The sequence below is a fragment of the Streptomyces sp. NPDC031497 genome (assembly GCF_055580905.1).
In genome coordinates, this window is the sequence record NZ_JBVIKO010000003.1 from 244,007 (window position 1) to 269,412 (window position 25,406).

Below are 25,406 nucleotides of genomic sequence, written 5' to 3' on the forward strand. Positions count from 1 at the left end.
CCACCACCCTCACACCCCGTACTTCCAGGAGGATCGGCCATGCACTCCCACTCCGCCGGCAGAGGCAGCCGCCCGAATCGCCGTGCTCTGCTCGGGACGATCGCGGGCGTGGCGGCCGCCGGGGTGACGGGCGGATACGCCTGGAACCGCCTCGGGCACGGCAGCAGCGACGACGACGGCGGCACGGCCGCCGACGGCACGGGCACCGGTTCGAGCACCGGGAAGCGGACCTTCGAGCGGCTGTCCGCCCCCGACCGCACCGTGGTCCGTGCCGCCGACGGCGGCACCCTCGCCACGTTCACCGACGGAGCCCGTACGGCTGTGCTCACCGGGCGCACCCGCAGCTTCAGCGAGCCGCGGACCACCGAGGCCAAGGTGACCACGGACGCCTGGGTACGGGTGCTGCCGCACCCGTGGCAGCGGGGCATGGAGAAGTCCGCCTGGTTCGAGGGCTGGTTCGACAAGACGCTCGGCGACACCAGCCCGGACGTCTTCGCGGTGGCGTTCCAGTACAGCAGCGCCGGGGCGCCCGACAAGCACAACGCCAAGGGTGTGCGCTACGCGGGCACCGCGCACTTCGGCCCGCGCAATTCCGAGGTCAACAACCCGTTGGACTTCGCCTACCACGACGAACAGTCCGACTTCTACGACTATCTGGGCGTTCCCTGGACCTTCCCGGACGGCTCCCGCGTGCAACCGGAGCAGGCCCGCTACGGGGACGTCGACTGCTCCGGCTTCCAGCGTCTGGTGTGGGGCTACCGCATGGGCATCCCCCTGCACAACACCAACACCAAGGGCACCGGCCTGCCGCGCCGCGCCTTCGCCATCGCCGCCTATGGTCCCGGCCGCCTGGTGATCCCGCACACCGGCACGAAGCAGGCCACCGACCTGGGCATCCTGCAACCCGGCGATCTGGTGTTCTTCGCCATCATCAAGGACCGGCCGGACTTCATCGACCACTGCGGCATATACATGGGCCTCGACGACCAGGGCCGGCACCGCTTCTACTCCAGCCGCTCCGCCGCCAACGGCCCCACCCTGGGCGACCTGTCGGGCCGCTCGCTGCTGGACGGCACCGACTTCTACGCCCGCGGCTTCCGGTCCGCCCGCCGCCTGTGATCCCGCCGCCAGTGCACCGCGGCTCCACCTGACCTGCTGATCCAAGGACCACTGCCATGACCGCCATCCCCGCCGCCCGGCCCACCGGCGCGCACCGAGGCCGCCGGGCGGCGAACCGCCGATCCGGCCTGCCGGAAGACGCCCCGCGCTGGGAGCGCCCGGCGCTCGCCGCGGTGCTGGCCGTCGCCACGCTGCTGTACTCCTGGGGCATCGGGCACGCCGCGCTCCACCCCTTCTACGGTGCGGCGATACGGTCGATGGCCGGCAGCTGGCGGTCCTTCTTCTTCGGCGGGCTCGACACCAGCGGTTCGGTCAGCATCGACAAGCTGCCCGGCGCCCTGTGGCCCGACGCCGTCTCCGTCTGGCTCTTCGGCCCGCACACCTGGGCGGCCGCTCTTCCGCAGGTCGTCGAGGGCGTGCTCACCGTATGGCTGTTGCACCGGATCGTACGGGCCTGGGCCGGGCCGTTCGCCGCGCTGATCGCCGCGCTGGCGCTCACCGTCACCCCGGTCACCGTGGTCCTCAACCGGGCCACCATCCCGGACACCGCGCTCACTCTGCTCCTGGTGGCGGCCGCCGGAGCGCTGCAGAAGGCGGTGCGCACCGAGCGGCTGCTGCCGCTGATCACCTGCGGGATCTGGGTCGGGCTCGCCTTCCAGGCGAAGATGCTGCAGGCGTGGCTGGTGCTGCCGGTCTTCGCCGCGGTGTACCTGGTCGTCGCGCCCGGAACGCCGTTGAAGCGGGCTCTGCGCGTCCTGCTGGCCGGTGCGGTCGCGCTGGCGGTCTCCTGCTTCTGGGTGCTGATCGCCTGGGCGACACCGGCCGCCGACCGCCCGTACCTCGACGGAACGTCCGACAACAACCCGTTCGCCCTGGTCTTCGGCTACAACGGCCTGAGCCGCTTCACCAGCGACTCCACCGCGTTCGGTGCCGTCGCGGGCACCGCCACCAGCCGCACCACCGGCAACACCGGCTGGGACATGCTGATCAACCAGACGGTCGGCCCCCAGGTCGCCTGGTTCCTGCCGCTCGCCGTGCTCGCCGCGATCCTCGGCATCGTCTGGCGCGCCGGTCAGCCGCGAACCGACATGCTGCGCGCGGGATTTCTGATGTGGGGCGGCTGGCTGGCCGTGCACGCCCTGGTGTTCAGCGCCTCCAACGGCAACCACGCCTACTACATGGCCGTCATCGCCCCGGCGCTCGCCGCACTGGCCGGCGGCGGGCTCGCGCTCTTCCGGTCGGAGTACGAGTCGGTGTACGCGCCGAAGGACGGGTCGGGGCACGAACCGGAACACGGATCGGAGTACGAGCCGGAGCAGGGATCGGACCACGGATCGGAGCACGAGCCGGAGCCCTGGTCGCCGTACCTGCCGGCGTACGGTTCGCAGGGCTGGTCGCCGCACGTGTCACCGTACGAATCCGAGCACGGGTCGGCGCACGAGTCGGAACCCCGGTCCGAGGGCGAATCGGGCGGCCGACGGCACCTGGCGTTGCCGGCGGCGATCGTGCTGACGGCGGCTTGGGCGCTGGTGCTCGACTGGCCCACCCGATTCGTCTCCTGGCTGCTGCCGGTCGCCGTGATGCTCGCGCTGTGCGGCGTGGTGGGCCTGTGGACCCGCGGCCCGCGCACCTCCTCGCGGATGGTCCGCGCGGCCCTCGCCTCCGCGATCGCGGCCATCCTGGTCGCACCGGCCGGCTGGGCCGCCTCCAGCCTCAACCCGCTCTACGCGGGCGCCGCCACCGCGCCGATAGCCGGTCCGGTCGGCAACGCGTACTACGACAGCGTCCGTCAGCACCACGCTCCGCAGCGGATAGGTCTCGACAAGCCCAGCGCCCGCGACACCGCCCTGCTCGACTACCTGACCGAGCACCGCCACGGCGAGAAGTACCTGCTGGCCACCCAGGCCGCCTACGGCGCCGAGCCCCTGCTGCGTGCGAAGTCCGAACCCATCCTCGTCATGGGCGGCTTCACCGGCAACACCCCCTTCCCCACCGCCCGGCAGCTCGGCAGCCTCGTCGCCGCCCACCAGCTGCGCTACGCGCTGCTCACCAGCCAGCGCCCCACCACCGCGGTCACCACCTGGGTGAAGTCCCACTGCGCCCGTGTCCAGCCCACCGCCTACGGCCGCACCGCCGGCGGCAGCTTCACCCTCTACGACTGCAACGCCCAGAAGTGAGCCCGACGGGGCCGCGCCCGGAGCAGCCGCTCGATCCCTGCCGACCCGGAGAGCTCGCGGGGCCCGCCTGAGCCGGACGCGGCCGGCACTGCACGTCCGTTTCTGCGGGACGCCGGGGATCAGCGCTGGTCCCCGGCCACCCGACCATGCTCGAACACATGAACCCCATGGACGAACTCGCCTCTCAAATTCGAACAGGCGTACCATTGCCGCGTGGCTGCGACCTATGACTTTCCGAGTGACCTCCTCGCCGGTCAGGAGGAGCTGCATCAGGTCCGGGCCGAGCTGTCGGCCCTGCTGAAGCGGCTCCCCTGGTCGGTCGAGCCGCTGGACGGCTTCAGTGACGACGGCGGCTGGCGCAAGGTGGAGCGCCCCGCCTCCCCGGGCTGGACCGAGGACGAACAGGCCGAAGTGGAGAAGCTGCGCCGCCGCGAACACGAACTCGCGGTGTTCGTCAGCGGCCACCGCTTCTGGGCGGAGATAACGGCACCGGACCGCATGGACGCCCGAAGCCGCCTCAAGCACGCACACGAGGAGGGCTGAGAACACGAGAAGACCCCGGCCGATGCGGCCGGGGTCTTCCTCGAAGTGGGCGCGGACGGTTTCGAACCGCCGACATCCTGCTTGTAAGGCAGGCGCTCTACCCCTGAGCTACGCACCCGAGACGATTCGACAGCCTACATCGTCCCGGACTCAGTCCCGCAATTCCGTTTTCCGGGTCGGACAGGCGCAGCGATCCATGGGCTGAGCGGCACGGATCGAGTCCGTGGGCTGAGCGGCACGGATCGAGTCCGTGGGCTGAGCGGCACGGATCGAGTCCGTGGGCGGGACCATCGCCTCCCGGCCGGCGAAGTGATCACGCGAACCGCGAACTGACCGACCCGTGTGTTCGTCTTTCCTGGGTGGGAGAATGTCAGCACCGCCAGCACACAGGGGCGCACCACGGCACGGGAGAGGGAGAAGTGACGGCGACATCGGCGACTTCGGCGGCATCCGAGCAGTCGTATTCGCGTCCCGTGCAGGCCCGGCGCTCCCCGCTCCGGGATGTCCTCGGCCTGATGAGTGTGCCGTTGCTGGCCGTGCTCATGGTGCCCGGGGCGTTCGCCGGTGGCGGCACCCGGCGGTGGTTCGGGGGGCGGGCCGAGAGTCAGCGGGCCGAGGCGCAGGCGGCCAAGGACGCCGCGGCCAACGCCTTCTACGAGTTGGACACCGCCCAGCGGGATCTGCGGATCTCCATAGAGACCATCTCCGCCGTCGACGACACGCCGGCCGCCCGTCGTGCCGTCTCCGACTTCGAGGCGCTGGGGCGTCGGATCGACGAGGTCAGCAACCGGTACATCCAGGCCATCGACGCCTACGACCTGGACCGGGACGATCTGGAGGCCGCCGCCGCGTCGCGGGCCCGGGGGGAGATCACCCGCGCCAAGGACGAGCTCGTCGGCGTGAAGCGGGACCTGGACCGGTTCGGGGAGTCTCTCGGGCCGCTGCTCGGCAAGGCCGAGACGCAGCTGGCACGGCTCGCGCCCGCCGTGGAGCGGGCCCGGCAGGCGCTGCTGGCGGCCAGCAACGGGCTCGATGCCGTACGGAAGACCCAGATCAGGGCCGACGATCTGGCGGCCCGGCTGGCCGCGCTCGCGCCCGAGCTGACCAAGCTCAATCAGGGCGCCGGACAGCATGGTGTGCAGACGACGCTGGAGCGGGCCGGGCGGGTGCAGCGGGAGGCCGAGGCCATCCGGGTCGAGGCCGAGCGGCTGCCGGAGAAGGCCGCCGAGATCGATCACCGGCTGGTGAGCCTGCGGACGCGGGCGCAGGCGCTGACCACCCGGTCCGGGCAGGTGGATCCGGTCCTCAGCGAGCTGCGCCGGCGGTTCTCGGCCGCCTGCTGGCAGGATCTCCAGCAGGTTCCCGAGCAGGCCGCGCAGAACGTACGGCAGGCCGAGCTGAAGCTGAGGGACGCGCAGGCCGCGCGGGACGCGCAGAAGTGGGCGGACGCCACCTCGCTGCTCTCCACCGTGCGGGCGCTGCTCAACAGTACGGACGAGGCGGTGTCCGCCGCCGGTGACCGGCTGAGCCGGCTCAACGCCGTACAGAAGGATCCGCGGGCGGAGATCGAGCGGACCCGGTTCGCGATCCGGGATGCGCAGCGGCTGGCGATGGCCGGGCGGACCAGCCCTGATCCGCGGCACGCGCGGCCGCTGGACGACGCGGTGGCGCGGCTGGAGCGGGCGGCAGGGTCGCTGGAGGGGCGCCATCCCGACTACTGGCACTTCCTGACGGAGACGGAAGCGGTACGGCAGTCGGTCGCGCGGGTGGTCGCGCAGATCAGGGAGGACCGGGGCACCGCTCACTGAGGCGTTTGCCGATGACCCGCACCGGGCGGATATTGGAAGGCGACCCGCATTCGAGAGCAGGAGGCGGAGATGGCCTCACACTCACACCTGGCGCACCCGGAGACACGGCGGCGGATCATGTTCGACGAGGCACTGCCCGTCGACCACCGCCTGAACAGGATCTACCGGATCGGTGCGGGCCTGATGGGCCTGTTCCTGGTGGCCTTCGGGATCCTCGGGCTCACCAACAACATCGGTTTCTTCGACACGGGCGGAAACACCGCGATCGGCCTGAACACCAACGGCGCGCTGAGCGTGCTGTCGATCTGTGTCGGGCTGCTGCTCTTCGTCGGCATGGTGATCGGCGGGAACTTCGCCTCCACGCTGAACATGGTGCTCGGCGTGCTGTTCATCCTGAACGGCTTCCTGTTCCTCGGCCTGCTCGGCACCGACTCGAACTTCCTGGCCTTCGGGATCCAGAACGTGCTGTTCAGTTTCGTGGTGGGACTCGTGCTGATGGTGTTCGGAATGTACGGCAGGGTCAGCACGAACCTGCCACACGACAACCCGTACTGGCGGGCCCGCCACCCCGAGGCGGAGCAACGGCCCGCGACCACCCGTGGTCAGGTGCGGCAGGCTGACGACGCCGATGACCGCCGGTAGTGGGCTGGGTCCGGGTCGGCGGGGCCCGATCTGTCTCCCCGCACTTCCTCGGTACTCCCGTTAGCCTGTCCCCATGCCCCGATACGAGTACCGCTGCCGCACCTGCGGCGACACCTTCGAACTGTCCCGCCCCATGGCCGAGTCGTCCGCTCCGGCAGCATGCCCGCAGGGGCATGGGGACACCGTGAAGCTTTTGTCCACGGTGGCGGTGGGCGGTACGGCTTCCACACCCGCCGCCGCTCCCAGCTCCGGCGGCTGTTGCGGCGGCGGCTGCTGCGGCTAGCCCTCCGTACGGACCGTCTTCAGGAATTCCCGCAGGATCCGTTCTCCGGCCAGCACCCCGCGCTCGGGCAACGCGACGACGGCCGGGCCGGCCCATCCGGCGTCGGCCAACTCGCCGTGCCCCGGGCGCCAGCCACGGTCCGCGGCCAGCAGCAGGTCGGCGTCGAGCAGCGAGTCCCCCGCGGCCAGCGTCAGCTCGGCGCCGGTCCGCCGCGCGACCTCCCGCATCGCCGCGCTCTTCGTCAGTGGCTTCGGCACCGCGTAGAGCTTCCGCCCCTGCAGCGACACCGTCCAGCCGCGGTTCTCCGCCCACACCGCGAGGCTCTTCACCCACTCCTCGGGCAGCAGCTCCCGCTCCACCACCAGGTAGGCGAACAGGTCCTCGGCGACCCGGAGCTTGCGCAGCCACACCGGGTCGGCGTGCTCGGCCAGATACGCCTGTACCTCGTCCAGCGGCGCGCACTCGTCGGCCAGCCGCGCCAGCACCCGCCCGTGCCAGTCCCCGTCGGAGACCCCGTCCACCAGCAGATGCCCGCCGTTGGCACAGATGGCGTAGCGCGGCGCGGGCCCCGGCAGGTTGATCCGCTCGTACTGCTTGCGGGTCCGGGTGGTCGTCGGCACGAAGACGGCCGCGTCGCCGAGCTCGGTCAGCAACCGCGCGGACGTCTCGGTCAGGTACGACAGCGGCCTGCTCTCGTGCACCTCGACACAGAGCAGCCGGGGCGCCCGCGCGTCCGGCATGGTCAGCGCCAGGGCACCCGCCGAGTAGATGAGCGTACGGTCGAGATCGCTCGCCACCAGCAGCGCCATCAGACGTTCACCGCCCTGCCGTCGGCGCCGGTCGCCCCGCGGGTGTACTTGGGATGGATCAACCCGACACAGGTGTACGGCAGTTCGCCGACCTCCTCCACCGGCACACCGCGCTGTTCGGCCAGCAGCCGCACATGGTCCAGGTCGGCGCCCGCCCCGGCCCGCGCCAGGATCTTCCAGGGCACCCGGCGCAGCAGCACCCGGGTGGTCTCCCCCACACCCGGCTTGACGAGGTTCACGTCGTGGATGCCGTACTCCTCGCTGATCCGCTCGACGGCCGCCCAGCCCTCCCAGGTCGGCGTGCGGTCCGCGACGGCCAGCTCCTTCACGGCCTCGTCCACCGCGTCCACGACCTCCTCGAACCGCGCGGCGACCGCGTCCAGGAAGGCCACCGACACATCGGCCCCGGCCAGCTCGCGGTAGAACTTCGCGCCGTGGAAGTCGTCGGGACCCACCAGGTCGGCCCGCAGCACGGTCCGTGAGATCAGCCCGGAGACCGTCGAGTTGAGGCAGGCGGAGGGGATCAGGAAGTCCTCCCGGGTGCCGTACGTCCGCACGCACGACCCGGGGTCCGCGAGCACCGCGATCTCCGGGTCGAACCCGGAGACGCCCTCCCGCTCCTCGAACTCCTCGATCGCGTCGGCGAGTTCCCGGGTGATCGCGCCCTTCCCGGTCCAGCCGTCCACGAACACAATGTCCCGCGGCTCGTGACGGTCCGCCAGCCAGCGCAGCGCGTTCGCGTCGATACCGCGGCCACGCACGATCGACACGGCGTAGTGCGGCAGCTCGGCGCCGTACCGGAACCGCGCCCAGCGGCGCATCAGCACGCCCACCGGGGTCCCGGCGCGCGCCAGCGAGACCAGCACCGGCCGGGCCGACCGTTCGGCCAGCACGGTCTCCGTCACGACCCCGACCGCCTGCGCGATCCGGGCGGCCGACGTCTCCAGGGCCGCGTGGAAGAGCGCCTGGTACTGCTCGCTCGGCTGGTACTCCACCGGCAGCGACTCGGCGTAGTGCGCGCCGCCGCTCTGGATGGCCTCCTCGCGCTCCTCGGTCGGCGCCTCCAGCGTGACGTCCGAGAGGTCCTGGAGCAGCCAGCCGACGTCCTCCGGCGGGTACGAGGAGAAGGCGGGGCCGCGGAGGGGCTCGGGCAGCATGGCGGGGCTCTCTTCGGTCAGCGCGGGGGCGTACGACGGTACAACCGCGAGCAGGACATGCGGGGCATGCGCGCCGAGCCGGGCCAGCAGGCCGTCCGGGGCGTGCAGTTCGGGGGTGTCGCCGGCGGAGTCGACGAAGACGACCACCGCGTCGAAGCCGCCGCCGGCCACGTTGTACGCGTAGCGCTCGCCGGGGCCGTCGGCGGGGTTGTCGTGGGCCGGGAAGACGAGACGGCTGCGGATTGCGTAGCCGGGGTCGTCGACGGCCAGGACGGGTGAGCGGGTGGTGGTGGAGTACCGCACCTCGGCGGCGACGAGGGGCTCCAGCTCACGGGCGACCCGGAGGGGGGCGTACATCAGCTCCTCGAAGCCGAGGGTGAGTACGCGGCGTGCGTCGGGGGGCAGGGCCTCGGCGAGGCGCGCGGCCATGGCGGGGAGGGCCGTTTCGAGGCGTATTCGGTGGGCGGGGGTGAAGCCGTGCCGACCGCCGTCGGGGAGGCCTTGCGGCCAGTGCAGGTCGATGTGGGTGAGGTGGGTGAGGTGGGGGGTGGTGCCGTTGTCGGTCGACTGCGGGCCGGTGGGGGCTGGTCGCGCCGTTCCCCGCGCCCCTTCAGGGCGTTGCCCTTGAAGGCGACTACCAGTCCATCCACCCAGGGGCGCGGGGCCGTGTCCATGTGCGGCTCCGCCGCGGGGCGCGACCAGTCCGGACGGCGCCGCACCCGGCCGGTCACCGTTCGCGGCACTCTCCTCGTACTTCGCCACCAGCTCCTGCCCCTTCTCCAACACCCCCTCCGGCAGCCGTACCGTCCCCGACGCGCCGGCCACCAGGTCCACGCTCGCGCCGATCTCACCGGCGAGATCCGCGAGGCGCCCCGCGTCCGCGGGGGACCGCATATCGACCAGAGCCACCACGACGTAACGTTTCCGCGGATAACGGGCGTGCAGGTCCCTGATCGTGTTCAGGACCGTGTTGCCCGTGGAGAACTCGTCGTCCACCAGGACCAGCGGGCCCTCGCCGACCAGCAGCGCCGGGTCCTCCGGGAGCAGCAGATGCGAGGTCGCGTGGGAGTGGGACTCCTCGAAGCCGCCGGCCGGGGTGACGCCCGGGACCGGACGCCGCGTGGAGTGCAGGTAGGGGGCGAGACCGACGCCGTCCGCGACGGAGTGGCCGAGGCCGGTGGCCGTCTCGGCGTAGCCCACCACCACGGCCCGGGCCGCCTCCTCGTCGCCGAGGAGTTCCCGCACCCGGCGGCCGAGGGTGAACCCGTGGCCGTACACCACCGCGGGCGACTGCGGCACGTGCTTGCCGAGCACGTTGGAGACCAGCAGGTGGGCCCGCTTGGGGTTGCGGCGCAGGGCCAGTCCGAGAAGGGCCCGCAGGCCGTCGTCACCCACGAGTTCGACGCCGAGCCGCTCGGCGACCCAGCTGCCGGACCAGTCCCCGTTGTTCACTGCGTTGTTCATGCGCTTCCTGTGTCGTCCCCTCGGGCCCGTCAGCCGGGGATTCCGGCGGCGAGCAGCTCCACGAAGCCGACGTCCTCGTTGGCCACGCCGAACACCTCGGCCCGCAGCATGGTCCGCTCGGCCCAGGCGCGGTGCGGCTTCACCTCGTTCATCTTGTTCGTGTACGCCGATCGAAGTACACCCCCACCGCCCCGTTCCGGCCGGAGGATGTCCTGGGCGTCCGAGAACTCCTCGTGACTGACGACCGACAGCGCGTGCACGGGGAGGACGTGCGAGGGGTGGATGCAGGTCTTGCCGAGCAGCCCGTTGGCGTGGTCCAGGGAGATCTCCCTGAGCAGCCCGTCCATGGCGTGCTCGATGAGGCGGTCGCGCAGCTCCACGGCCTGCTCCTCCAGGAAGGGGCTGGAGCGGAGCATCGGCTTGAACATGCGCTCGGGGACCCGGAAGTACTCCCAGACCGGCCCGGTCACCGTGAACCCGGTGCCGTCGGCCCGCCCCAGCATGTTCACCACGTCCGCGATCACGGAGGCGATGATCTGCACGTCGTAGGCGGTCATGTCGGGTGCCCGCCGCAGCCCGTACGAGGAGCAGAAGTCGGTCACCCCGAGCCTCAGCGCCAGCACCTTGCTCCGGTACTTGTCGACGGCGCGGGCGATGCCCTCCAGGGCGTCCACGCGCGTCTCCCGGTACATCAGCTCGGGCGTCTCCAGGACGGGCATCCCGAACAGCCGGCGGCCGCTGCGTGCCTCGGCTCCGGTCAGCGCCTCCAGGAAGGGGATGCCGCGCTCCTCGGTGAACTTCGGGAACACGAACCCGGACAGCAGCGACACGCTGCCGCCGAGCCGCCGTACCAGGTCGGGGATCTGTTCGGGCTCGCGCACCCGGATGAAGAGCAGCGGCAGCTCCACGCCCGCCCGGACCCGAGCGGCCAGGTCGGCGAACTGGCGGACGAGGTTCGCCTCGCCCGCCACCACGTCCTCGTCGCCGATGGAGTCCTCCAGGCACAGCACCATGGAGACCACGCCGAGTCCCGCCTGTTTGACGATGTCGTCGGCGAGCCGCTCCCGGGTGGCCGGGCTGTACAGCGTGGCGCCCAGAGCCGCGGAGAGCAGCCGGGCCGGGGAGTCGGCGGTGAACTCGCACGGCTCCTGGTGGAAGAGACGCTGCCGCACCTCAGGTGCGATGTGCCCGAAATGACGCATAAAACTCCCCGTGGCGGCGTGGACCCAGTCTGTGAAATTGGTAAAGGGTGGCCGGTAATAGTACGTACAAAGCCATGTCGTGGGTTCCCGCCGGGCATGAATTCCAGGTAACCCGCCTGTGTCGGTCGCGGAGCCCCCCGCGTTGTCGTGACCAGGACCGAGAGGGCAGGATGACCGCATGACGCACGCGATGCTGAAGGGGTCGAACGTCCCCGTGGAGGCCACCACGGTCCGGGCGGTACTGCGCTGGACCCCCGGGCAGGGAGTCCCCGACGTCGATGCCTCGGCGCTGCTCCTCGGCCCCGACGGACGTGTGCGCTCCGACGAGGACTTCGTCTTCTACAACCAGCCCCGGCACCCCTCCGGGAAGGTCTGGCGGCTGGGCAAGAAACGGGTGGCCGAAGGCCTCACCGACACGATCCAGACAGATCTCCCCGGTGTCGAGCCCAATGTAGGCCGAATCCTCCTGGTCGCATCGGCGGACGGCATCCCGTTCGAGCACGTACCCGCCCTGCGCATCCTGCTGTACGACGCCTCGGCTCCCGACGCCGAGCCGCTGGCCCACTTCGACATCAAGCCGGAGACCGGCGCCGAGACGGCCCTGATCTGCGGTGAGCTGTACCGCAGGGGGGACGGCTGGAAGTTCCGCGCACTGGGCGAGGGCTACAGCAACGGCCTCAAGGGCCTGGCGACCGACTTCGGCATCTCGGTGGACGAGTCGGAGTCGCTGGAGGAACTCCCGGCCTCCCAGCCGCTGCCGCCCGAGCAGCCGACCTCGGTCCCGGCCCAGCCCGCGTACGGCTACCCGCAGCCGACCTCACCGGCCTACGGCTACCCCCAGCAGCAGCCCCAGTCGGGCTACGGCTACCCGCCGCCGGCCCCGATCCCGGTGGCGACGGTCCCGAACACGGACTTCCGGCTGCCTCCGCAAGGGCCTCAATTCATCGGACGATGACCGGATTTGCCCAGGGGCGTGGGGGTGTATCGATGTGCGGCTCCGCCGCGCGGGCGCGAGCGGCCACGACGGCACCGCACCCGCGAACGCACGGCATACCCCACCCCCCGTACCCGCCCTACTTCTCCACCTTCGTCTTGTATCCCCGCCCCCACTGCAACCCCCACCCGTACAACCGGTCCAGCTCCCCCTGGAACCCGTACACGAACTTCACCTCGCGCCGGACGACCAGTTCGCCCTTGACGTTCTCGATCATCACCACCGCGCACGACCGGGCCTGCGGATGCCGTTCGTCCAGGCCTATCTCGATCCGCGGCCCGTTGCTGGGGTAGAGCGTCACGATCGCGTGGGTGCGGTCGAACGCCGGTGTCTGGTCGTAGATGTACACGAAGACCAGCAGCCGCTTGATGTCGTCGCGATGATCAAGGTTGACGTACATCGTCTCGCCGGACGCGGACCCGAACCGGTCGTCGCCACTGAGCTTGACGTACGGCGGTGCGTTCACGTCCCCGAGCAGGCCGCCGAGCGGCTGTACGACACCCTTGCTCCCGTCGGTCAGCTCGTACAGCGCGCCGAGGTCGAGGTCGACGTTGACCATGCTCTGCCCGTGTCCGAGCACCTCCGGCGGCCTGAGCGCCTTGAAGGGGTGCCGGAACAGGCTCGTCCGCTGTTCGCCGTCGAAGTCGGACGTCCGCATCCGCCAGGCGAGGTTGATGCGCAGGTTGCCGGTGGCCGCGCCCTGCTTCGTGAGGGACACCTGCTGGTGCCGCTTGGTGAGCTCGATGGCGTTGGACGCGGCGCTGCCCGAGTCGAACTCGGCCGCCCTTCCGCCCAGCAGCCCGTCGAAGAAACCCATTCCCGCCCCCAGAGACTTCCGCCGACGCCTCGGGGCGGCCGACCGCGTCGGCCGCCCCGAACAGAGCGTTCCTCGTCCAGAAGGGTGTCACACCCTCCGTTTTCGGCCCGGTGAGCCCGTTCAGACGCCGGACGAGACCTCAGCCTTGTCGTCCGTCCCCGCTTTTCCCTCGGCCGCCGCCAGCCGCTGGTTGCGTCGCACGGAGGACCAGAACGACCAGCCGATCAGGACGACGCCGACGAGACCGGTGATGACCTCGTTGATCTGGTACTGGATGGTGACCATCAGGATGACCGCCAGCGCGCCGATCGCGTAGTGGGCGCCGTGCTCCAGATAGACGTAGTCGTCGAGGGTGCCCTGCCGGACCAGGTAGACCGTGAGCGACCGGACGTACATCGCGCCGATACCGAGGCCGAGGGCCATCAGCACGATGTCGTTGGTGATGGCGAACGCGCCGATCACGCCGTCGAAGGAGAAGGACGCGTCCAGGACCTCCAGGTAGAGGAACATGAAGAACGCCGCCTGGCCGGCCAGCACGACCGCCGACTTCTTCTTGCCGGTGCGCTCGGCCTCTTCCTCCTCCTCGTGCTCGCGTTCCTCCTCGGCTTCGAGCCGGTCCTCGAAGAAGCCGGAAAGGCCACCGACGATCATGTAGGTGATCAGGCCGGCGATACCGGCGATCAGGACCGTCTGCGCCTTGTCGACGTGGCCGCCGCCGTGCTGGTGGGCGTGGGTGGCGAAGGTGAAGGAGGTGATCAGCAGGACGATCAGGGCGATGCAGACCGCCAGCATGTCGACCTTGCCGAGCTTGGCCAGCGGGCGCTCGATCCAGCGCAGCCACTGGATGTCCCGGTCCTCGAAGATGAAGTCGAGGAAGATCATCAGCAGGAACATACCGCCGAAGGCGGCGATCGCCGGGTGGGCGTCGGTGACCAGTTCCTGGTAGCGGTCCTTGTTGTTGAGCGCGAGGTCGACGGCCTCGATGGGGCCCATCTTGGCGGTGACCGCGACGATCACGACCGGGAAGACCAGCCGCATGCCGAAGACCGCGATGAGAACGCCGACCGTGAGGAAGATCTTCTGCCAGAAGGCACTCATCTTCTTCAGGATTCCGGCGTTGACGACCGCGTTGTCGAACGACAGGGAGATCTCGAGGACGGCCAGGATCGCCACGATGCCGAAGGCCTCCCACCCCCCGTAGAGGACCGCGGCGACCAGGCCGAGCGCGGTGATCGCGAACGACCAGCCGAAGGTTTTCAAAAGCACTGGTTACCCAATCATGGTGTGTGGGGGTACCTCCCAGACGGAGTCTGAGGGAGGGTCTCTCCCGCGCCGTACTCGGCTTTACTCACTGTTGACCACGGAGTCTAGAGGGCATCGGTGTCCTACGGCTCGCGCGGGCCCTACATCCGGCTGTGACGGGTGCTACGAGACGTTCACACCGAAGTCGAGCGCGATACCCCGCAGCCCTGAGGCGTAGCCCTGGCCGACGGCCCGGAACTTCCATTCGCCCTGGTACCGGTAGAGCTCGCCGAAGATCATGGCGGTCTCGGTGGAGGCGTCCTCGCTGAGGTCGTAGCGGGCGAGCTCCTGGCCGTCGGCCTGGTTGACGACCCGGATGAACGCGTTGGAGACCTGGCCGAAGGTCTGGCCGCGCTCGTCGGCCATGTGGATGGAGACCGGGAAGATGATCTTGTCGCACTCGGCCGGCACCTTGGGCAGGTCGACCAGAATCGATTCGTCGTCGCCCTCGCCCTCACCGGTGAGGTTGTCTCCGGTGTGCTCGACGGAGCCGTCGGGGCTCTTGAGCTGGTTGTAGAAGACGAACCACTCGTCGCCGAGCACCCGGCCGTCCTTGCACAGCAGCGCGCTGGCGTCGAGGTCGAAGGGGGCGCCGGTGGTGGAGCGGGCGTCCCAGCCGAGTCCGATCATGACGTTGGTGAGGTTCGGTGCGGCCTTGGAGAGGGAGACATTGCCTCCCTTGGCGAGCGTGACGCCCATGGTGCTGGTCCTCCCCTAGCGGTGTTTCTCCGGTTGTCCTGCACGTCCGGCGCCGACCGTAAACGGTGCGGCGCCGGACAGTGCGGACTTTCGAACGCCCTCGGCGGGCGCCCGGACGGGCTCAGACGTTGACGCCGAAGTCCTGGGCGATGCCGCGCAGGCCGGAGGCATAGCCCTGGCCGATGGCGCGGAACTTCCACTCCGCGCCGTTGCGGTACAGCTCGCCGAAGACCATGGCGGTCTCGGTCGAGGCGTCCTCGGACAGGTCGTAGCGGGCGATCTCGGCGCCGCCGGCCTGGTTCACCACGCGGATGAACGCGTTGCGGACCTGGCCGAAGGACTGCTGGCGGTTGTCGGCGTCGTAGATCGACACCGGGAAGACGATCTTCTCGACGTCGGCGGGGACCGTGGCCAGGTTGACCTTGATCACCTCGTCGTCGCCCTCGCCCTCACCGGTGAGGTTGTCACCGGTGTGCTCGACCGAGCCCTCGGGGCTCTTGAGGTTGTTGAAGAAGACGAAGTTCGCGTCGCTGCCGACCTTGCCCTCCGTGTTCAGCAGCAGCGCGCTGGCGTCCAGGTCGAAGTCGGTGCCGGTGGTGGTCCGGACGTCCCAGCCCAGACCCACGAGGACCGCGGTCAGGCCGGGGGCCTCCTTCGTCAGCGATACGTTGCCGCCCTTGCTGAGGCTGACTCCCACGAGTCCTCCCTTGTGGTGTCCAGGGGCGGGGAGCCCCCGTGGTGCTTCGGATACCGGATCAACGATTCGATCCTAGTGACGGGTTCCCGCCCCCCGCAGGCCCTGGACCCCGAAGAATTACCGGGTGTCGGCCCTGTCGACCCCTAGGGGACCGGCGAACGGTCCGCGAAGCGGTCTACAGGGCGTCGAGCGCCTTCACGTAGTCGTTCAGGTCGCGCGCGTCCGGCAGTCCGTTGACCACGGTCCACCGCACGACGCCCTCCTTGTCGATGACGAAGGTGCCTCGGACCGCACAGCCCTTGGCCTCGTCGAAGACGCCGTAGGCGCGTGAGGTCTCGCCGTGCGGCCAGAAGTCGCTGAGCAGCGGGTACTCCAGGCCCTCCTGCTCGGCGAAGACACGCAGGGTGTGGATGGAGTCGTTGGAGACGGCGAGCAGCTGGGTGCCGCGGTCCTCGAACTGGGGCAGGTTGTCGCGCAGCTCGCACAGCTCACCCGTGCACACGCCGGTGAAGGCGAACGGGTAGAAGAGCAGCACGACGTTCTTCTCGCCGCGGAAGTCGGACAGCCGCACGGACCGGCCGTGGTTGTCCTTGAGCTCGAAGTCGGGCGCCTTGTCGCCGACCTGGATCGCCATCGCTGCATCCCTTCGTAAGGGGCTGTTCGGGTGAGGACACCCTATGCGGCGACCTTCGCGCGGCGATCACGGCAGGCCGACGGACGGACCGGGGCACGGTCCGTCCGCCGGGCGGGGCTCAGCGCTTCTTGGCGGCGCCCTTCGGGGTCAGCAGCCTGCTGCCGTTCCAGTCCTTGCCCACGCTGACGCTCTTGGTCTGCGAGAGGCCGGCGGTCGTGGCCGCCTCGCCGATGTCGCTCGGCTCGACGTAGCCGTCACGGCCCGTCTTCGGAGTCAGCAGCAGGATCCAGCCGCCTTCCTCCATGTACGTGACGGCATCCACCAGCGCGTCCGTCAGGTCGCCGTCATCCTCACGGAACCACAGCACCACGGCGTCGGCCACGTCGTCGTAGTCCTCGTCCACCAACTCGGTGCCGATGGTGTCTTCGATGGACTCGCGGAGTTCCTGGTCGACGTCGTCGTCGTAGCCGATCTCCTGGACCACCTGGTCTGGCTGGAACCCCAGCCTGACGGCAGGGGTGGTCCGCTCCTCCGCGTGGTCCGCGGTCGCGCTCACGGGTTGCCTCCTGATCATGTCTTGTTGATTAACTCAGCCACGCGCGTGCGCGAAGCATTGGCCGTAGTCCACACGGGCGGGACGGATCGCGCAAGTACCCGGCCCTTCAGACCGCCGAAACGGTGACGATCCCGGCCGTGTCGCCGCAACTCCCGGCACCGTATCGCAGACAGGTGTGGCACACACCACTCCCTTTTGCCCGCTATGTTCCTTTCGGAATCATCCTCACATACGACGGTCGAACGAGTTTGCCAAGCACGTCACACCCCGGGCGTATCGTTGCGTTTTGGCCGGGACCGAGTTACCTCACGGTAGAGATGACGTGCGCTGCCCCGAGGTGGACGATGGACAGCGGTGCAGGGAAACGCAGGGACATGCAGGAAAACGCAGGGAATCAGTGCCCCTCTGACAGGTAAGGAACAGCGTGGCTTCCGGATCCGATCGCAACCCGATCATCATTGGCGGCCTTCCGAGTCAGGTTCCTGACTTCGATCCCGAGGAAACCCAGGAGTGGCTCGACTCGCTCGACGCCGCCGTGGACGAGCGCGGCCGGGAACGGGCCCGTTATCTGATGCTCCGCCTGATCGAGCGCGCCCGCGAGCGGCGGGTGGCCGTACCCGAGATGCGCAGCACGGACTACGTCAACACGATCCCCACGCGCGCGGAGCCGTTCTTCCCGGGCAACGAGGAGATCGAGCGCAAGGTCCTCAACGCGACCCGCTGGAACGCGGCCGTGATGGTCTCCCGTGCGCAGCGTCCGGGCATCGGTGTCGGCGGCCACATCGCCACCTTCGCTTCCTCAGCGTCCCTCTACGACGTCGGCTTCAACCACTTCTTCCGCGGCAAGGACGACGGCCACGGCGGCGACCAGGTCTTCTTCCAGGGGCACGCCTCCCCCGGTATCTACGCGCGCGCCTTCCTGCTCGACCGGCTCGGCGAGGAGCAGCTGGACGGCTTCCGCCAGGAGAAGTCGAAATACCCGAACGGCCTCTCCAGCTACCCGCACCCGCGCTCCATGCCGGACTTCTGGGAGTTCCCGACGGTGTCGATGGGCCTCGGCCCGATCGGCGCGATCTACCAGGCGCGGATGAACCGCTACATGCACGCGCGCGGGATCGCCGACACCTCGAAGTCACACGTCTGGGCGTTCCTCGGCGACGGCGAGATGGACGAGCCGGAGTCGCTCGGCCAGCTGTCCATCGCCGCGCGCGAGGGCCTGGACAACCTGACCTTCGTCGTCAACTGCAACCTCCAGCGGCTCGACGGCCCGGTACGCGGCAACGGCAAGATCATCCAGGAGCTGGAGTCGGTCTTCCGTGGCGCCGGCTGGAACGTGATCAAGCTGGTCTGGGACCGCACCTGGGACCCGCTGCTCGCCCAGGACCGTGACGGCGTCCTGGTCAACAAGATGAACACGACCCCCGACGGTCAGTTCCAGACCTACGCCACCGAGTCCGGCGGGTACATCCGCGACCACTTCTTCGGTGACGACCAGCGGCTGCGCGCGATGGTCGAGCACATGAGCGACGACCAGATCCTGCACCTGGGCCGCGGCGGCCACGACCACCGCAAGATCTACGCGGCGTTCAAGGCGGCCACCGAGCACCGGGGCCAGCCGACGGTCATCCTGGCCAAGACGATCAAGGGCTGGACGCTGGGCCCGAACTTCGAGGGCCGCAACGCCACCCACCAGATGAAGAAGCTGACGGTCGCCGACCTCAAGGGCTTCCGGGACCGGCTGCACCTGCCGATCTCCGACCAGGAGCTGGAGTCCGGCCTGCCGCCGTACTACCACCCCGGCCGGAACTCGGAGGAGATCCAGTACATGCACGACCGGCGCAAGGGCCTCGGCGGCTATGTCCCGACCCGCGTCGTACGCTCCAAGCCCCTTGCGCTGCCGGACGACAAGACGTACGCGACCGTGAAGAAGGGCACCGGCCAGCAGTCCATCGCGACCACCATGGCCTTTGTCCGTCTCCTCAAGGACCTCATGCGGGACAAGGAGCTCGGCCGCCGTTTCGTACTGATCGCGCCGGACGAGTACCGCACCTTCGGCATGGACTCCTTCTTCCCGAGCGCGAAGATCTACAACCCGCTCGGCCAGCAGTACGAGGCGGTCGACCGCGACCTGCTGCTCGCCTACAAGGAGTCGCCGACCGGCCAGATGCTGCACGACGGCATCTCCGAGGCCGGCTGCACGGCGTCCCTGATCGCGGCGGGCTCGGCCTACGCCACCCACGGCGAGCCGCTCATCCCGGTCTACGTCTTCTACTCGATGTTCGGTTTCCAGCGCACCGGCGACCAGTTCTGGCAGATGGCCGACCAGCTGGCGCGCGGTTTCGTCCTGGGCGCGACCGCCGGCCGTACGACCCTGACCGGTGAGGGCCTCCAGCACGCCGACGGCCACTCCCAGCTGCTCGCCTCCACGAACCCGGGATGCGTGGCCTACGACCCGGCGTACTCGTACGAGATCGCGCACATCGTCCAGGACGGCCTGCGCCGGATGTACGGCAGTGACGCCGAGCACCCGCACGGCGAGGACGTCTTCTACTACCTGACCGTCTACAACGAGCCGATCCAGCACCCGGCCGAGCCGGCCGACGTGGACGTCGAGGGCATCCTCAAGGGCATCCACCGGATCAGCGCGGGCACGGGCGGCACCGTCCCGGCGCAGATCATGGCGTCCGGCGTCGCGGTCCCGTGGGCGATCGAGGCGCAGCGGATCCTCGCCGCGGACTGGAACGTGAAGGCCGACGTCTGGTCCGCCACCTCCTGGAACGAGCTGCGGCGCGAGGCCGTGGCCTGCGAGGAGCACAACCTCCTCCACCCGGAGGAGGAGCAGCGCACCCCGTACGTGACGCGCAAGCTGAGCGTCGCCGAGGGTCCGTTCGTGGCCGTCTCCGACTGGATGCGATCGGTCCCGGACCAGATCGCGCGCTGGGTACCCGGCACGTACCAGTCGCTGGGCGCCGACGGCTTCGGCTTCGCCGACACGCGCGGCGCGGCACGCCGGTTCTTCCACATCGACGCGCAGTCGATCGTGGTCGCGGTGCTGACCGAGCTGGCCCGTGAGGGCAGGCTCGACCGCTCGGTGCTCAAGCAGGCCATCGACCGGTACCAGCTGCTGGACGTGGCGGCGGCGCACCCGGGCGTGGCGGGCGGCGACGCGTAGCCGCTGCGCTCGGCTTCGGCCGGGGCGGGCGGTGGGGAGCTGCGGCAACGTCGTGGCTGGTCGCGCCCACGCGGCGGAGCCGCAGACCGCTGCTGTCCGCGCCCCTTTGGGGCGCGGACAGTGCCTACGATGCCCTCATGGAGCGACAGTCCGCGCAGACGCGTTGGGAGCAGGTGACCCAACGGCCGTTGCTGGGGCTCGCGGTGGCCTTCGCGGTCGCCTACGCGCTGCCGATCGTGGACAGTTCCGCAGGGCATGTCCTCACCGCCGCGTGCACGGTGGCGGAGTGGGTGGTGTGGGGTTCGTTCGCTCTCGACTACCTCGTACGGCTGGCTCTGGCGCCCCGGCGCAAGGAGTTCGTGCGGACGCACTGGATAGACCTGTGCGCGGTGGTGCTGCCGATACTCCAGCCGCTGCGGCTGCTACGGCTCGTCGCGACGCTGACGCTGGTGGGGCGGCGGGCCCGGATGGCCTCGCAGATCCGGCTGACGACGTATGTGGTGGGCGCGGTCGTCGGACTGCTGATGTTCGGCTCGCTGGCCGTGCTCTCGGTGGAGCGGGACTCCCCGAACGGGAACATCCGCACGCTGGGTGACGCGCTGTGGTGGTCGTTCACGACGATGACGACGGTCGGGTACGGCGACCACGCGCCGACGACCGGGCTGGGCCGGATGATCGCGGTCGGCCTGATGCTGTCCGGGATCGCCCTGCTGGGTGTGGTGACGGCGAACATCGCGACGTGGTTCATCGCACGGTTCGAGAAGGACGACGTGGAGGAGCGCCGGCAGACGGAGGCGATCGCCTTGCTGACGGAGGAGGTGCGGGCGCTGCGGGCCGAGGTGGTTGCTTTGCGCGAGGGGGTGGGGGCCGGCGCAACGGGACACTCACCGGCGCTGGCGGGGTGCCCCTGCGCCCACCCGTGCCGCCTGGGGGTCCCCCCGGGCCTTTCGGGCTCCGGGGGAGGCACGACCGCCCGCAGCTGAGTGCCTCGCACGGCTGCCGCTTCATGGGCGGGCGGCCGCCCCAGCGGCACGACCGCCCGCAGCTGAGGCACCCCTTCAGGGGCGCGGGGCTGTGTCGATTTGCGGCTCTGCCGCGTGGGCGCGAGCAACCCCCGCCCGGCCGCGGCTACAGCGAGACGCCGCCCAGCCACAGCAGCGCCAGCAGCGTGTCGATCGCTCCCAGCACCACCGCCACCAGCGCCGGTATGGAACTCTTCGGGTTCCATACCCGGCCCATGGAGAGCCAGCCGCACACCAGTGCCGCCGGCCCCAGCACGATCCCGAGGGCGAAGAAGCCGACCACGGCGAACACCGTGCCGATGATTCCGAGCGTGCCACGGTCCAGCCCGGCCCGCGCACCTGCCCGGCCGCGTGAACGGGGGTACCCGCGTGTTCGTTGCCCGAAGCTCGCCATCATCAACTCCCTGGTCTCCATGGACTGTTCGGGTGCGATGACCGGGTACCCCTGTTCCGCGTCCGCAGACCTGCCCGCGCGCTGCCCCCCTCCGGCAGCGCGCCGCGGCCCGGGTGTCCTCCCATGCCCTGCGGAGGACTTGACCCACTGTGACCTGCGACGCGTGCCGAGGGCGAGGAATCTTTAGCGGAGTCACCCTGATAGGCGAACTTCACCTCAGGAAACCGGACATATCGGCCCGGCGTGTTGCGCTAGATGTGTCCGACTCCCGCACCGGCGTCCGCGTTCTCGCCGCGCTTGGTGAACAGCGCGACCAGGATCGCGACCGCCGCCACACCCGCCGCGACCAGCGAGGCGAGGCTCATGCCGGAGATGAACGTGTCGTGGGCGACGTCGGAGATCTTCGCGGCGATCTCCGCGGGCGTCCCCTTGGCGACCGGCGCGACACCGACCTGCACCGCCTCGGAGGCCTGCGCCAGCTGCGCGTCGGTCAGCTTCGGCAGCCCCGCGTCGGCCCAGTTGCCCGGCAGGTCGCTGTCGACCTTGGAGGCCATCACGGCGCCCAGGACGGCCGTACCGAGGCTGCCGCCGATCTGCATCGCGGCCTGCTGGAGACCGCCGGCCACACCGGACAGCTCCATCGCCGCGTTGCCGACGATGACCTCGGTGGCGCCGACCATGACCGGCGCGAGGCCGAGGCCGAGCAGGGCGAACCAGATGGACATCACGCCGCTGCTGGTGTCCGCCTTCAGGGTGGACATGCCGTACATGGCGATCGCGGTGGCCGCCATGCCGCCGGCCAGCGGGATCCGCGGGCCGAGCTTGGTGATCGCGGCGCCGGCCAGCGGGGAGCCGACGATCATCATGCCGGTGAGCGGCAGGAGGTGGAGGCCGGCGTCGACCGGGTCCATCCCATGCACGTTCTGCAGATAGAACGTCACGAAGAACAGGCCGCCCATGAAGGCGATGGCCATCAGGACCATCAGGACCACGCCCGCGGAGAGCGGGACCGAGCGGAACAGGGTGAGCGGGATCAGCGGCTCCTTGACCCTGGTCTCCCAGAAGGCGAAGAGGGCGAAGCCCAGCACGGACGCGGCGATGAACGTCCACGTCAGGCCGGCGCCCCAGCCCCAGCTCGGCGCCTTGATGAGCGCCCAGACCAGGCAGAACATCGCGCCGGAGAGCAGGCCGATGCCGAGCAGGTCGAAGGAGCGCGGGGCGTTCTCGGCACGGTGGTCGCGCAGGATCAGCACGCCCAGGACCAGGGCGATCAGGCCGACCGGCACGTTGATGAAGAACACCGACTGCCAGCTGACGTGCTGCACCAGCACACCGCCGAGGATCGGGCCGCCCGCGGTGGAGGCGCCGATGACCATGCCCCAGATGCCGATGGCCATGTTGAGCTTCTCGGCCGGGAAGGTGGCCCGCAGCAGGCCGAGCGCGGCCGGCATCAGCAGCGCGCCGAACAGGCCCTGGAAGACGCGGAAGGTGACGACCAGGCCGATGCTGTCGGACAGGCCGATGGCGCCCGAGGCGGCGGCGAAGCCGACGACACCGATCAGGAAGGTCTGCCGGTGGCCGAAGCGGTCACCGAGCTTGCCCGCGGTGATCAGGGAGACCGCGAGGGCGAGGAAGTAGCCGTTGGTGATCCACTGCACCTGGGCGAAGGTGGCACCGAGGTCCTTCTGGATCGCCGGGTTGGCGATGGCCACGATGGTGCCGTCGAGGGCGACCATCATGACCCCGACGGCGACGGTGATCAGGGTGAACCAGGGGTGGCCGCGCAGGCCGGCGGCCAGCGGCCGCTCCGGCAGGGCTGTAGATGCTGCGTCCCCCGACCCCGCCGTGTCGATCGTGGTCTGACTAGTCATACGATCCAGGCTAGTGACAGCCGCTGACAGTTGACAAACCAAATCACTAGTCAGTAACTGTCAGGCATGGAAACGTTGCGCGAACGCAAGAAACAGCGCACCCGGGACGCGCTGCTGCGCAACGCGCTGGAGCTGTTCGTGACCCAGGGCTACGAGCACACCACCGTCGACGAGATCGTCGAGTCCGTCGACGTCTCGCAGCGCACCTTCTTCCGCTACTTCGCCAGCAAGGAGGACGTGGCCTTCTTCGTGCCCCGGCTCACCGAGGCGCACTACGTCGAGGCGGTGCGCCGGCGCCCGGCCGAGGAGACCCCGCTGGAGGCGCTTCGCCGGTCCGTCATGGACAGCTGGGACAGCATCGAGGAGGCCGTCGAGCGGTACGTCCCGGTGGAACTGCTGATGCGCACGTACAAGATGATCGAGGCGACGCCGGTCCTGTTCGCCGCGCATCTGCGACGCCAGTCGGAGACGGAGGAGGAGATCGCGCGGATCGTCGCCGAGCGGGAGGGCGTCGACCCGGACACCGACCCGCGGCCCCGGCTGGTGGTCGCCGTGTTCGGCGCGGTCATCCGGGTCACCGAGCGCCACTGGTCGGTCGGCGACGACTTCGGCGTCACGGCGCTCCGCGAACTCACCGCGTCGTACCTCGACCAGGTGGGACCGGCGCTCACCGGGAACTGGCGAGAGGGCCGCGAGAGCTGAGAGGCTCGCGAGAGCCGAGAGGGACCGCAGGAGCCAACATCGGCCGCACGTTTGCCGAAACGTGATAACTGTCACTCAGTTACCGCGAGACCCCTTCGTTCTCCTAGTGTGTCCTCCCAGTGACTTCCTTCGACACCTCCCCGCCACTGAACGTCTGGCGCGCGCTGCTGGCCTTGGCCGTGGTGTTCGTGATGCTCGCGACCACCGGCTGGACGGCCATGCGCGCGCACCGCGAGACCACCGCCCTGCAGACCTCCCTCGACAAGTGGGAGCACGGCAGCGTGCACGGTCTCCACCTGCCGGACCCGGAGGCGTCCCCCGCGCTGCTCACCCGTTTCTTCGCCACGCTCACCGTGCAGGAGCGCGACCGGCTCGCGCACCGCTACCCGCTCGCGGTCGGCAACATGAACGGCGCCCCGGCCGGCCTGCGCTACCGGGCCAACCACATCGCCCTCGACCAGCAGCGCGCCGTCGAGAAGAAACGTATGCACGACCCACGGCTCACCGCGGCCGGACAACAGGACGCGGGCCGCCGGATGCACCGCTACGAGGCGCTGATGGCCAAGGGCCGGCAGATCCTCGCCTTCGACCCGGACGGCAGCGGGCGGGTCGCCGAGGTGTTCGGCGACCTCACCAGGGCCGAGCGGATCTCCGTCGTCGTCCCCGGCGTCGACACCGACCTGCTCACCTTCCAGCGGACGAACCGTCAGTACACCGCCCCGGTCGGCATGGCCAAGGCGTTGTACAAGGCGGAGCACACGGCCGGCCCCGCGACCCGTACGGCGGTGATCGCCTGGGCCGACTACACCGCGCCCGACGGGCTCGGCGTGGGCGCGGCGACCGGCACGGCCGCCGAGCAGGGCGCCGTACGCCTCAACGCGCTGCTGCGCGCGCTGCCCGGCACGGCACCGGTGTCGATGTTCTGCCACAGCTACGGTTCCGTGGTCTGCGGGGTGGCCGCGCACGGCATGCCGGACCGGGTGTCCGACATAGCGGTGGCCGCCAGCCCCGGGATGCGGGTCGAAAGCGCCTCTCACCTGGGCACCTCCGCCCGGGTGTGGGCGATGCGGGACACCACCGACTGGATCCAGGACGTCCCCTACATGGAGTTCGGCGGACTCGGCCACGGTGCCGACCCCGTCTCCTCCTCCTTCGGGGCGCGGGTGCTGTCGGCGCACGACGCACAGGGACACGCCGGCTACTTCGAGCCGGGCACGGACAGCCTGCGCAACCTCGCCGACATCGGGGTTGGCGCGTACGGCGCGGTGACGTGCGCCCACGACGATGACGGGTGCCGGGCGGGTTTGTCCGGCACGTCGACGGCCGGACGCGCGTAGAGACA

The 25,406-nt window shown here is 70.0% G+C and carries 22 protein-coding genes and 1 tRNA gene; 11 read left to right on the plus strand and 12 right to left on the minus strand.

Translation table 11 applies throughout. The features are described 5' to 3' along the window. Positions 1 to 39: 39 nt before the first annotated feature. The 3 genes from ACZ5K7_RS07145 to ACZ5K7_RS07155 all read left to right on the plus strand — a co-directional run bounded on the left by ACZ5K7_RS07145 (position 40) and on the right by ACZ5K7_RS07155 (position 3,839). Entirely contained in the window at positions 40 to 1,119 is a 1,080-nt protein-coding gene (locus tag ACZ5K7_RS07145; protein WP_468911417.1) for an NlpC/P60 family protein, read from the plus strand. Between the two features lie 56 nt (positions 1,120 to 1,175). Then, the gene (locus ACZ5K7_RS07150) at positions 1,176 to 3,296 is read left to right on the plus strand and encodes an ArnT family glycosyltransferase (RefSeq protein WP_468911420.1); all 2,121 of its coding nucleotides are present in this window, start codon (positions 1,176 to 1,178) and stop codon (positions 3,294 to 3,296) included. Positions 3,297 to 3,509: 213 nt separating this feature from the next. Beyond that, a complete protein-coding gene (locus ACZ5K7_RS07155) occupies positions 3,510 to 3,839 on the plus strand; it encodes a hypothetical protein (RefSeq protein WP_351692165.1) in 330 nt (109 codons plus the stop codon). A 46-nt stretch (positions 3,840 to 3,885) separates the two neighbouring features. On the opposite strand, the gene ACZ5K7_RS07160 is transcribed toward ACZ5K7_RS07155, so the two are convergent. Further along, positions 3,886 to 3,957: transfer RNA gene (locus tag ACZ5K7_RS07160), tRNA-Val, on the minus strand. Positions 3,958 to 4,354: 397 nt separating this feature from the next. Between ACZ5K7_RS07160 and ACZ5K7_RS07165 the strand changes: the two genes are divergently transcribed. The 3 genes from ACZ5K7_RS07165 (at position 4,355) to ACZ5K7_RS07175 (ending at position 6,572) form a co-directional block, all read left to right on the plus strand. Further along, the gene (locus tag ACZ5K7_RS07165) at positions 4,355 to 5,647 is read left to right on the plus strand and encodes a hypothetical protein (RefSeq protein ID WP_351692162.1); all 1,293 of its coding nucleotides are present in this window, start codon (positions 4,355 to 4,357) and stop codon (positions 5,645 to 5,647) included. A gap of 69 nt (positions 5,648 to 5,716) precedes the next feature. Continuing rightward, on the plus strand, positions 5,717 to 6,289 hold the full coding sequence (locus ACZ5K7_RS07170) for a DUF4383 domain-containing protein (protein ID WP_468911423.1): 573 nt from the start codon (positions 5,717 to 5,719) through the stop codon (positions 6,287 to 6,289). 73 nt (positions 6,290 to 6,362) lie between these two features. Further along, complete coding sequence (locus ACZ5K7_RS07175) at positions 6,363 to 6,572, plus strand: FmdB family zinc ribbon protein (RefSeq protein WP_351692156.1); 210 nt, start codon at positions 6,363 to 6,365, stop codon at positions 6,570 to 6,572. On the opposite strand, the gene ACZ5K7_RS07180 is transcribed toward ACZ5K7_RS07175, so the two are convergent. The 3 genes from ACZ5K7_RS07180 to ACZ5K7_RS07190 are packed head-to-tail and all read right to left on the minus strand — an operon-like array spanning position 6,569 to position 11,204. Further along, positions 6,569 to 7,381: an HAD family hydrolase gene (locus ACZ5K7_RS07180; protein ID WP_468911425.1), complete on the minus strand. Its 813-nt coding sequence runs from the start codon at positions 7,379 to 7,381 to the stop codon at positions 6,569 to 6,571. The two genes, ACZ5K7_RS07175 and ACZ5K7_RS07180, sit on opposite strands and share 4 nt — an antisense overlap. Beyond that, positions 7,381 to 10,002, minus strand: a complete 2,622-nt coding sequence (locus tag ACZ5K7_RS07185; RefSeq protein ID WP_468911428.1) for a phosphoribosyltransferase — start codon at positions 10,000 to 10,002, stop codon at positions 7,381 to 7,383. Before ACZ5K7_RS07185 ends, ACZ5K7_RS07180 begins: the two co-directional genes overlap by 1 nt. Before the next feature lie 29 nt (positions 10,003 to 10,031). After that, positions 10,032 to 11,204 carry an HpcH/HpaI aldolase/citrate lyase family protein gene (locus ACZ5K7_RS07190; RefSeq protein ID WP_351692147.1) on the minus strand — a complete coding sequence of 391 codons (1,173 nt, stop codon included), beginning with the start codon at positions 11,202 to 11,204 and terminating at the stop codon, positions 10,032 to 10,034. Positions 11,205 to 11,382: 178 nt separating this feature from the next. On the opposite strand from ACZ5K7_RS07190, the gene ACZ5K7_RS07195 reads away from it, so the two are divergent. Then, entirely contained in the window at positions 11,383 to 12,159 is a 777-nt protein-coding gene (locus ACZ5K7_RS07195; protein WP_351692144.1) for a TerD family protein, read from the plus strand. 118 nt (positions 12,160 to 12,277) lie between these two features. Here ACZ5K7_RS07195 and ACZ5K7_RS07200 read toward each other — a convergent pair whose 3' ends face one another. From ACZ5K7_RS07200 to ACZ5K7_RS07225, 6 genes are all read right to left on the minus strand, one after another. Then, positions 12,278 to 13,015: a TerD family protein gene (locus ACZ5K7_RS07200; protein WP_351692141.1), complete on the minus strand. Its 738-nt coding sequence runs from the start codon at positions 13,013 to 13,015 to the stop codon at positions 12,278 to 12,280. Positions 13,016 to 13,135: 120 nt separating this feature from the next. Beyond that, positions 13,136 to 14,281, minus strand: a complete 1,146-nt coding sequence (locus tag ACZ5K7_RS07205) for a DUF475 domain-containing protein (protein ID WP_351692139.1) — start codon at positions 14,279 to 14,281, stop codon at positions 13,136 to 13,138. A 159-nt stretch (positions 14,282 to 14,440) separates the two neighbouring features. Next, positions 14,441 to 15,016, minus strand: a complete 576-nt coding sequence (locus ACZ5K7_RS07210) for a TerD family protein (protein ID WP_351692136.1) — start codon at positions 15,014 to 15,016, stop codon at positions 14,441 to 14,443. A gap of 121 nt (positions 15,017 to 15,137) precedes the next feature. Further along, on the minus strand, positions 15,138 to 15,713 hold the full coding sequence (locus ACZ5K7_RS07215; RefSeq protein WP_351692133.1) for a TerD family protein: 576 nt from the start codon (positions 15,711 to 15,713) through the stop codon (positions 15,138 to 15,140). A gap of 175 nt (positions 15,714 to 15,888) precedes the next feature. Continuing rightward, complete coding sequence (locus ACZ5K7_RS07220) at positions 15,889 to 16,347, minus strand: peroxiredoxin (protein WP_351692130.1); 459 nt, start codon at positions 16,345 to 16,347, stop codon at positions 15,889 to 15,891. A gap of 118 nt (positions 16,348 to 16,465) precedes the next feature. Continuing rightward, entirely contained in the window at positions 16,466 to 16,903 is a 438-nt protein-coding gene (locus ACZ5K7_RS07225) for a DUF3052 domain-containing protein (protein ID WP_351692127.1), read from the minus strand. Positions 16,904 to 17,327: 424 nt separating this feature from the next. Between ACZ5K7_RS07225 and aceE the strand changes: the two genes are divergently transcribed. Together aceE and ACZ5K7_RS07235 are read left to right on the plus strand one after the other, a co-directional pair. Further along, complete coding sequence (gene aceE / locus ACZ5K7_RS07230; RefSeq protein WP_468911436.1) at positions 17,328 to 20,075, plus strand: pyruvate dehydrogenase (acetyl-transferring), homodimeric type; 2,748 nt, start codon at positions 17,328 to 17,330, stop codon at positions 20,073 to 20,075. 137 nt (positions 20,076 to 20,212) lie between these two features. Further along, positions 20,213 to 21,058, plus strand: coding sequence for a potassium channel family protein (locus tag ACZ5K7_RS07235; protein ID WP_351692121.1), 846 nt, complete (start codon positions 20,213 to 20,215; stop codon positions 21,056 to 21,058). A 145-nt stretch (positions 21,059 to 21,203) separates the two neighbouring features. Here ACZ5K7_RS07235 and ACZ5K7_RS07240 read toward each other — a convergent pair whose 3' ends face one another. Beyond that, the gene (locus ACZ5K7_RS07240) at positions 21,204 to 21,494 is read right to left on the minus strand and encodes a small hydrophobic protein (RefSeq protein WP_351692865.1); all 291 of its coding nucleotides are present in this window, start codon (positions 21,492 to 21,494) and stop codon (positions 21,204 to 21,206) included. Positions 21,495 to 21,742: 248 nt separating this feature from the next. Next, positions 21,743 to 23,362, minus strand: coding sequence for an MFS transporter (locus tag ACZ5K7_RS07245; RefSeq protein ID WP_468911439.1), 1,620 nt, complete (start codon positions 23,360 to 23,362; stop codon positions 21,743 to 21,745). Positions 23,363 to 23,428: 66 nt separating this feature from the next. Here ACZ5K7_RS07245 and ACZ5K7_RS07250 point away from each other — a divergent pair, with 66 nt between their 5' ends. Both ACZ5K7_RS07250 and ACZ5K7_RS07255 read left to right on the plus strand, forming a co-directional pair. Continuing rightward, positions 23,429 to 24,064, plus strand: coding sequence for a TetR family transcriptional regulator (locus ACZ5K7_RS07250; RefSeq protein WP_468911441.1), 636 nt, complete (start codon positions 23,429 to 23,431; stop codon positions 24,062 to 24,064). Between the two features lie 119 nt (positions 24,065 to 24,183). Further along, complete coding sequence (locus ACZ5K7_RS07255; protein ID WP_468911443.1) at positions 24,184 to 25,401, plus strand: alpha/beta hydrolase; 1,218 nt, start codon at positions 24,184 to 24,186, stop codon at positions 25,399 to 25,401. Positions 25,402 to 25,406 lie beyond the last annotated feature (5 nt).

What these genes read in the sequence shown, in the direction of transcription:
- ACZ5K7_RS07145 (WP_468911417.1), top strand. Translation starts at nt 40, where the DNA reads ATGCACTCCCACTCCGCCGGCAGAGGCAGCCGCCCGAATCGCCGTGCT.
- ACZ5K7_RS07245 (WP_468911439.1), bottom strand. Translation starts at nt 23,362, where the DNA reads ATGACTAGTCAGACCACGATCGACACGGCGGGGTCGGGGGACGCAGCA.
- ACZ5K7_RS07180 (WP_468911425.1), bottom strand. Translation starts at nt 7,381, where the DNA reads ATGGCGCTGCTGGTGGCGAGCGATCTCGACCGTACGCTCATCTACTCG.
- ACZ5K7_RS07165 (WP_351692162.1), top strand. Translation starts at nt 4,355, where the DNA reads ATGAGTGTGCCGTTGCTGGCCGTGCTCATGGTGCCCGGGGCGTTCGCC.
- ACZ5K7_RS07190 (WP_351692147.1), bottom strand. Translation starts at nt 11,204, where the DNA reads ATGCGTCATTTCGGGCACATCGCACCTGAGGTGCGGCAGCGTCTCTTC.
- ACZ5K7_RS07220 (WP_351692130.1), bottom strand. Translation starts at nt 16,347, where the DNA reads ATGGCGATCCAGGTCGGCGACAAGGCGCCCGACTTCGAGCTCAAGGAC.
- ACZ5K7_RS07250 (WP_468911441.1), top strand. Translation starts at nt 23,429, where the DNA reads ATGGAAACGTTGCGCGAACGCAAGAAACAGCGCACCCGGGACGCGCTG.
- ACZ5K7_RS07240 (WP_351692865.1), bottom strand. Translation starts at nt 21,494, where the DNA reads ATGATGGCGAGCTTCGGGCAACGAACACGCGGGTACCCCCGTTCACGC.
- ACZ5K7_RS07175 (WP_351692156.1), top strand. Translation starts at nt 6,363, where the DNA reads ATGCCCCGATACGAGTACCGCTGCCGCACCTGCGGCGACACCTTCGAA.
- ACZ5K7_RS07195 (WP_351692144.1), top strand. Translation starts at nt 11,383, where the DNA reads ATGACGCACGCGATGCTGAAGGGGTCGAACGTCCCCGTGGAGGCCACC.
- ACZ5K7_RS07185 (WP_468911428.1), bottom strand. Translation starts at nt 10,002, where the DNA reads ATGAACAACGCAGTGAACAACGGGGACTGGTCCGGCAGCTGGGTCGCC.
- ACZ5K7_RS07210 (WP_351692136.1), bottom strand. Translation starts at nt 15,016, where the DNA reads ATGGGCGTCACGCTCGCCAAGGGAGGCAATGTCTCCCTCTCCAAGGCC.
- ACZ5K7_RS07235 (WP_351692121.1), top strand. Translation starts at nt 20,213, where the DNA reads ATGGAGCGACAGTCCGCGCAGACGCGTTGGGAGCAGGTGACCCAACGG.
- ACZ5K7_RS07150 (WP_468911420.1), top strand. Translation starts at nt 1,176, where the DNA reads ATGACCGCCATCCCCGCCGCCCGGCCCACCGGCGCGCACCGAGGCCGC.
- ACZ5K7_RS07200 (WP_351692141.1), bottom strand. Translation starts at nt 13,015, where the DNA reads ATGGGTTTCTTCGACGGGCTGCTGGGCGGAAGGGCGGCCGAGTTCGAC.
- ACZ5K7_RS07170 (WP_468911423.1), top strand. Translation starts at nt 5,717, where the DNA reads ATGGCCTCACACTCACACCTGGCGCACCCGGAGACACGGCGGCGGATC.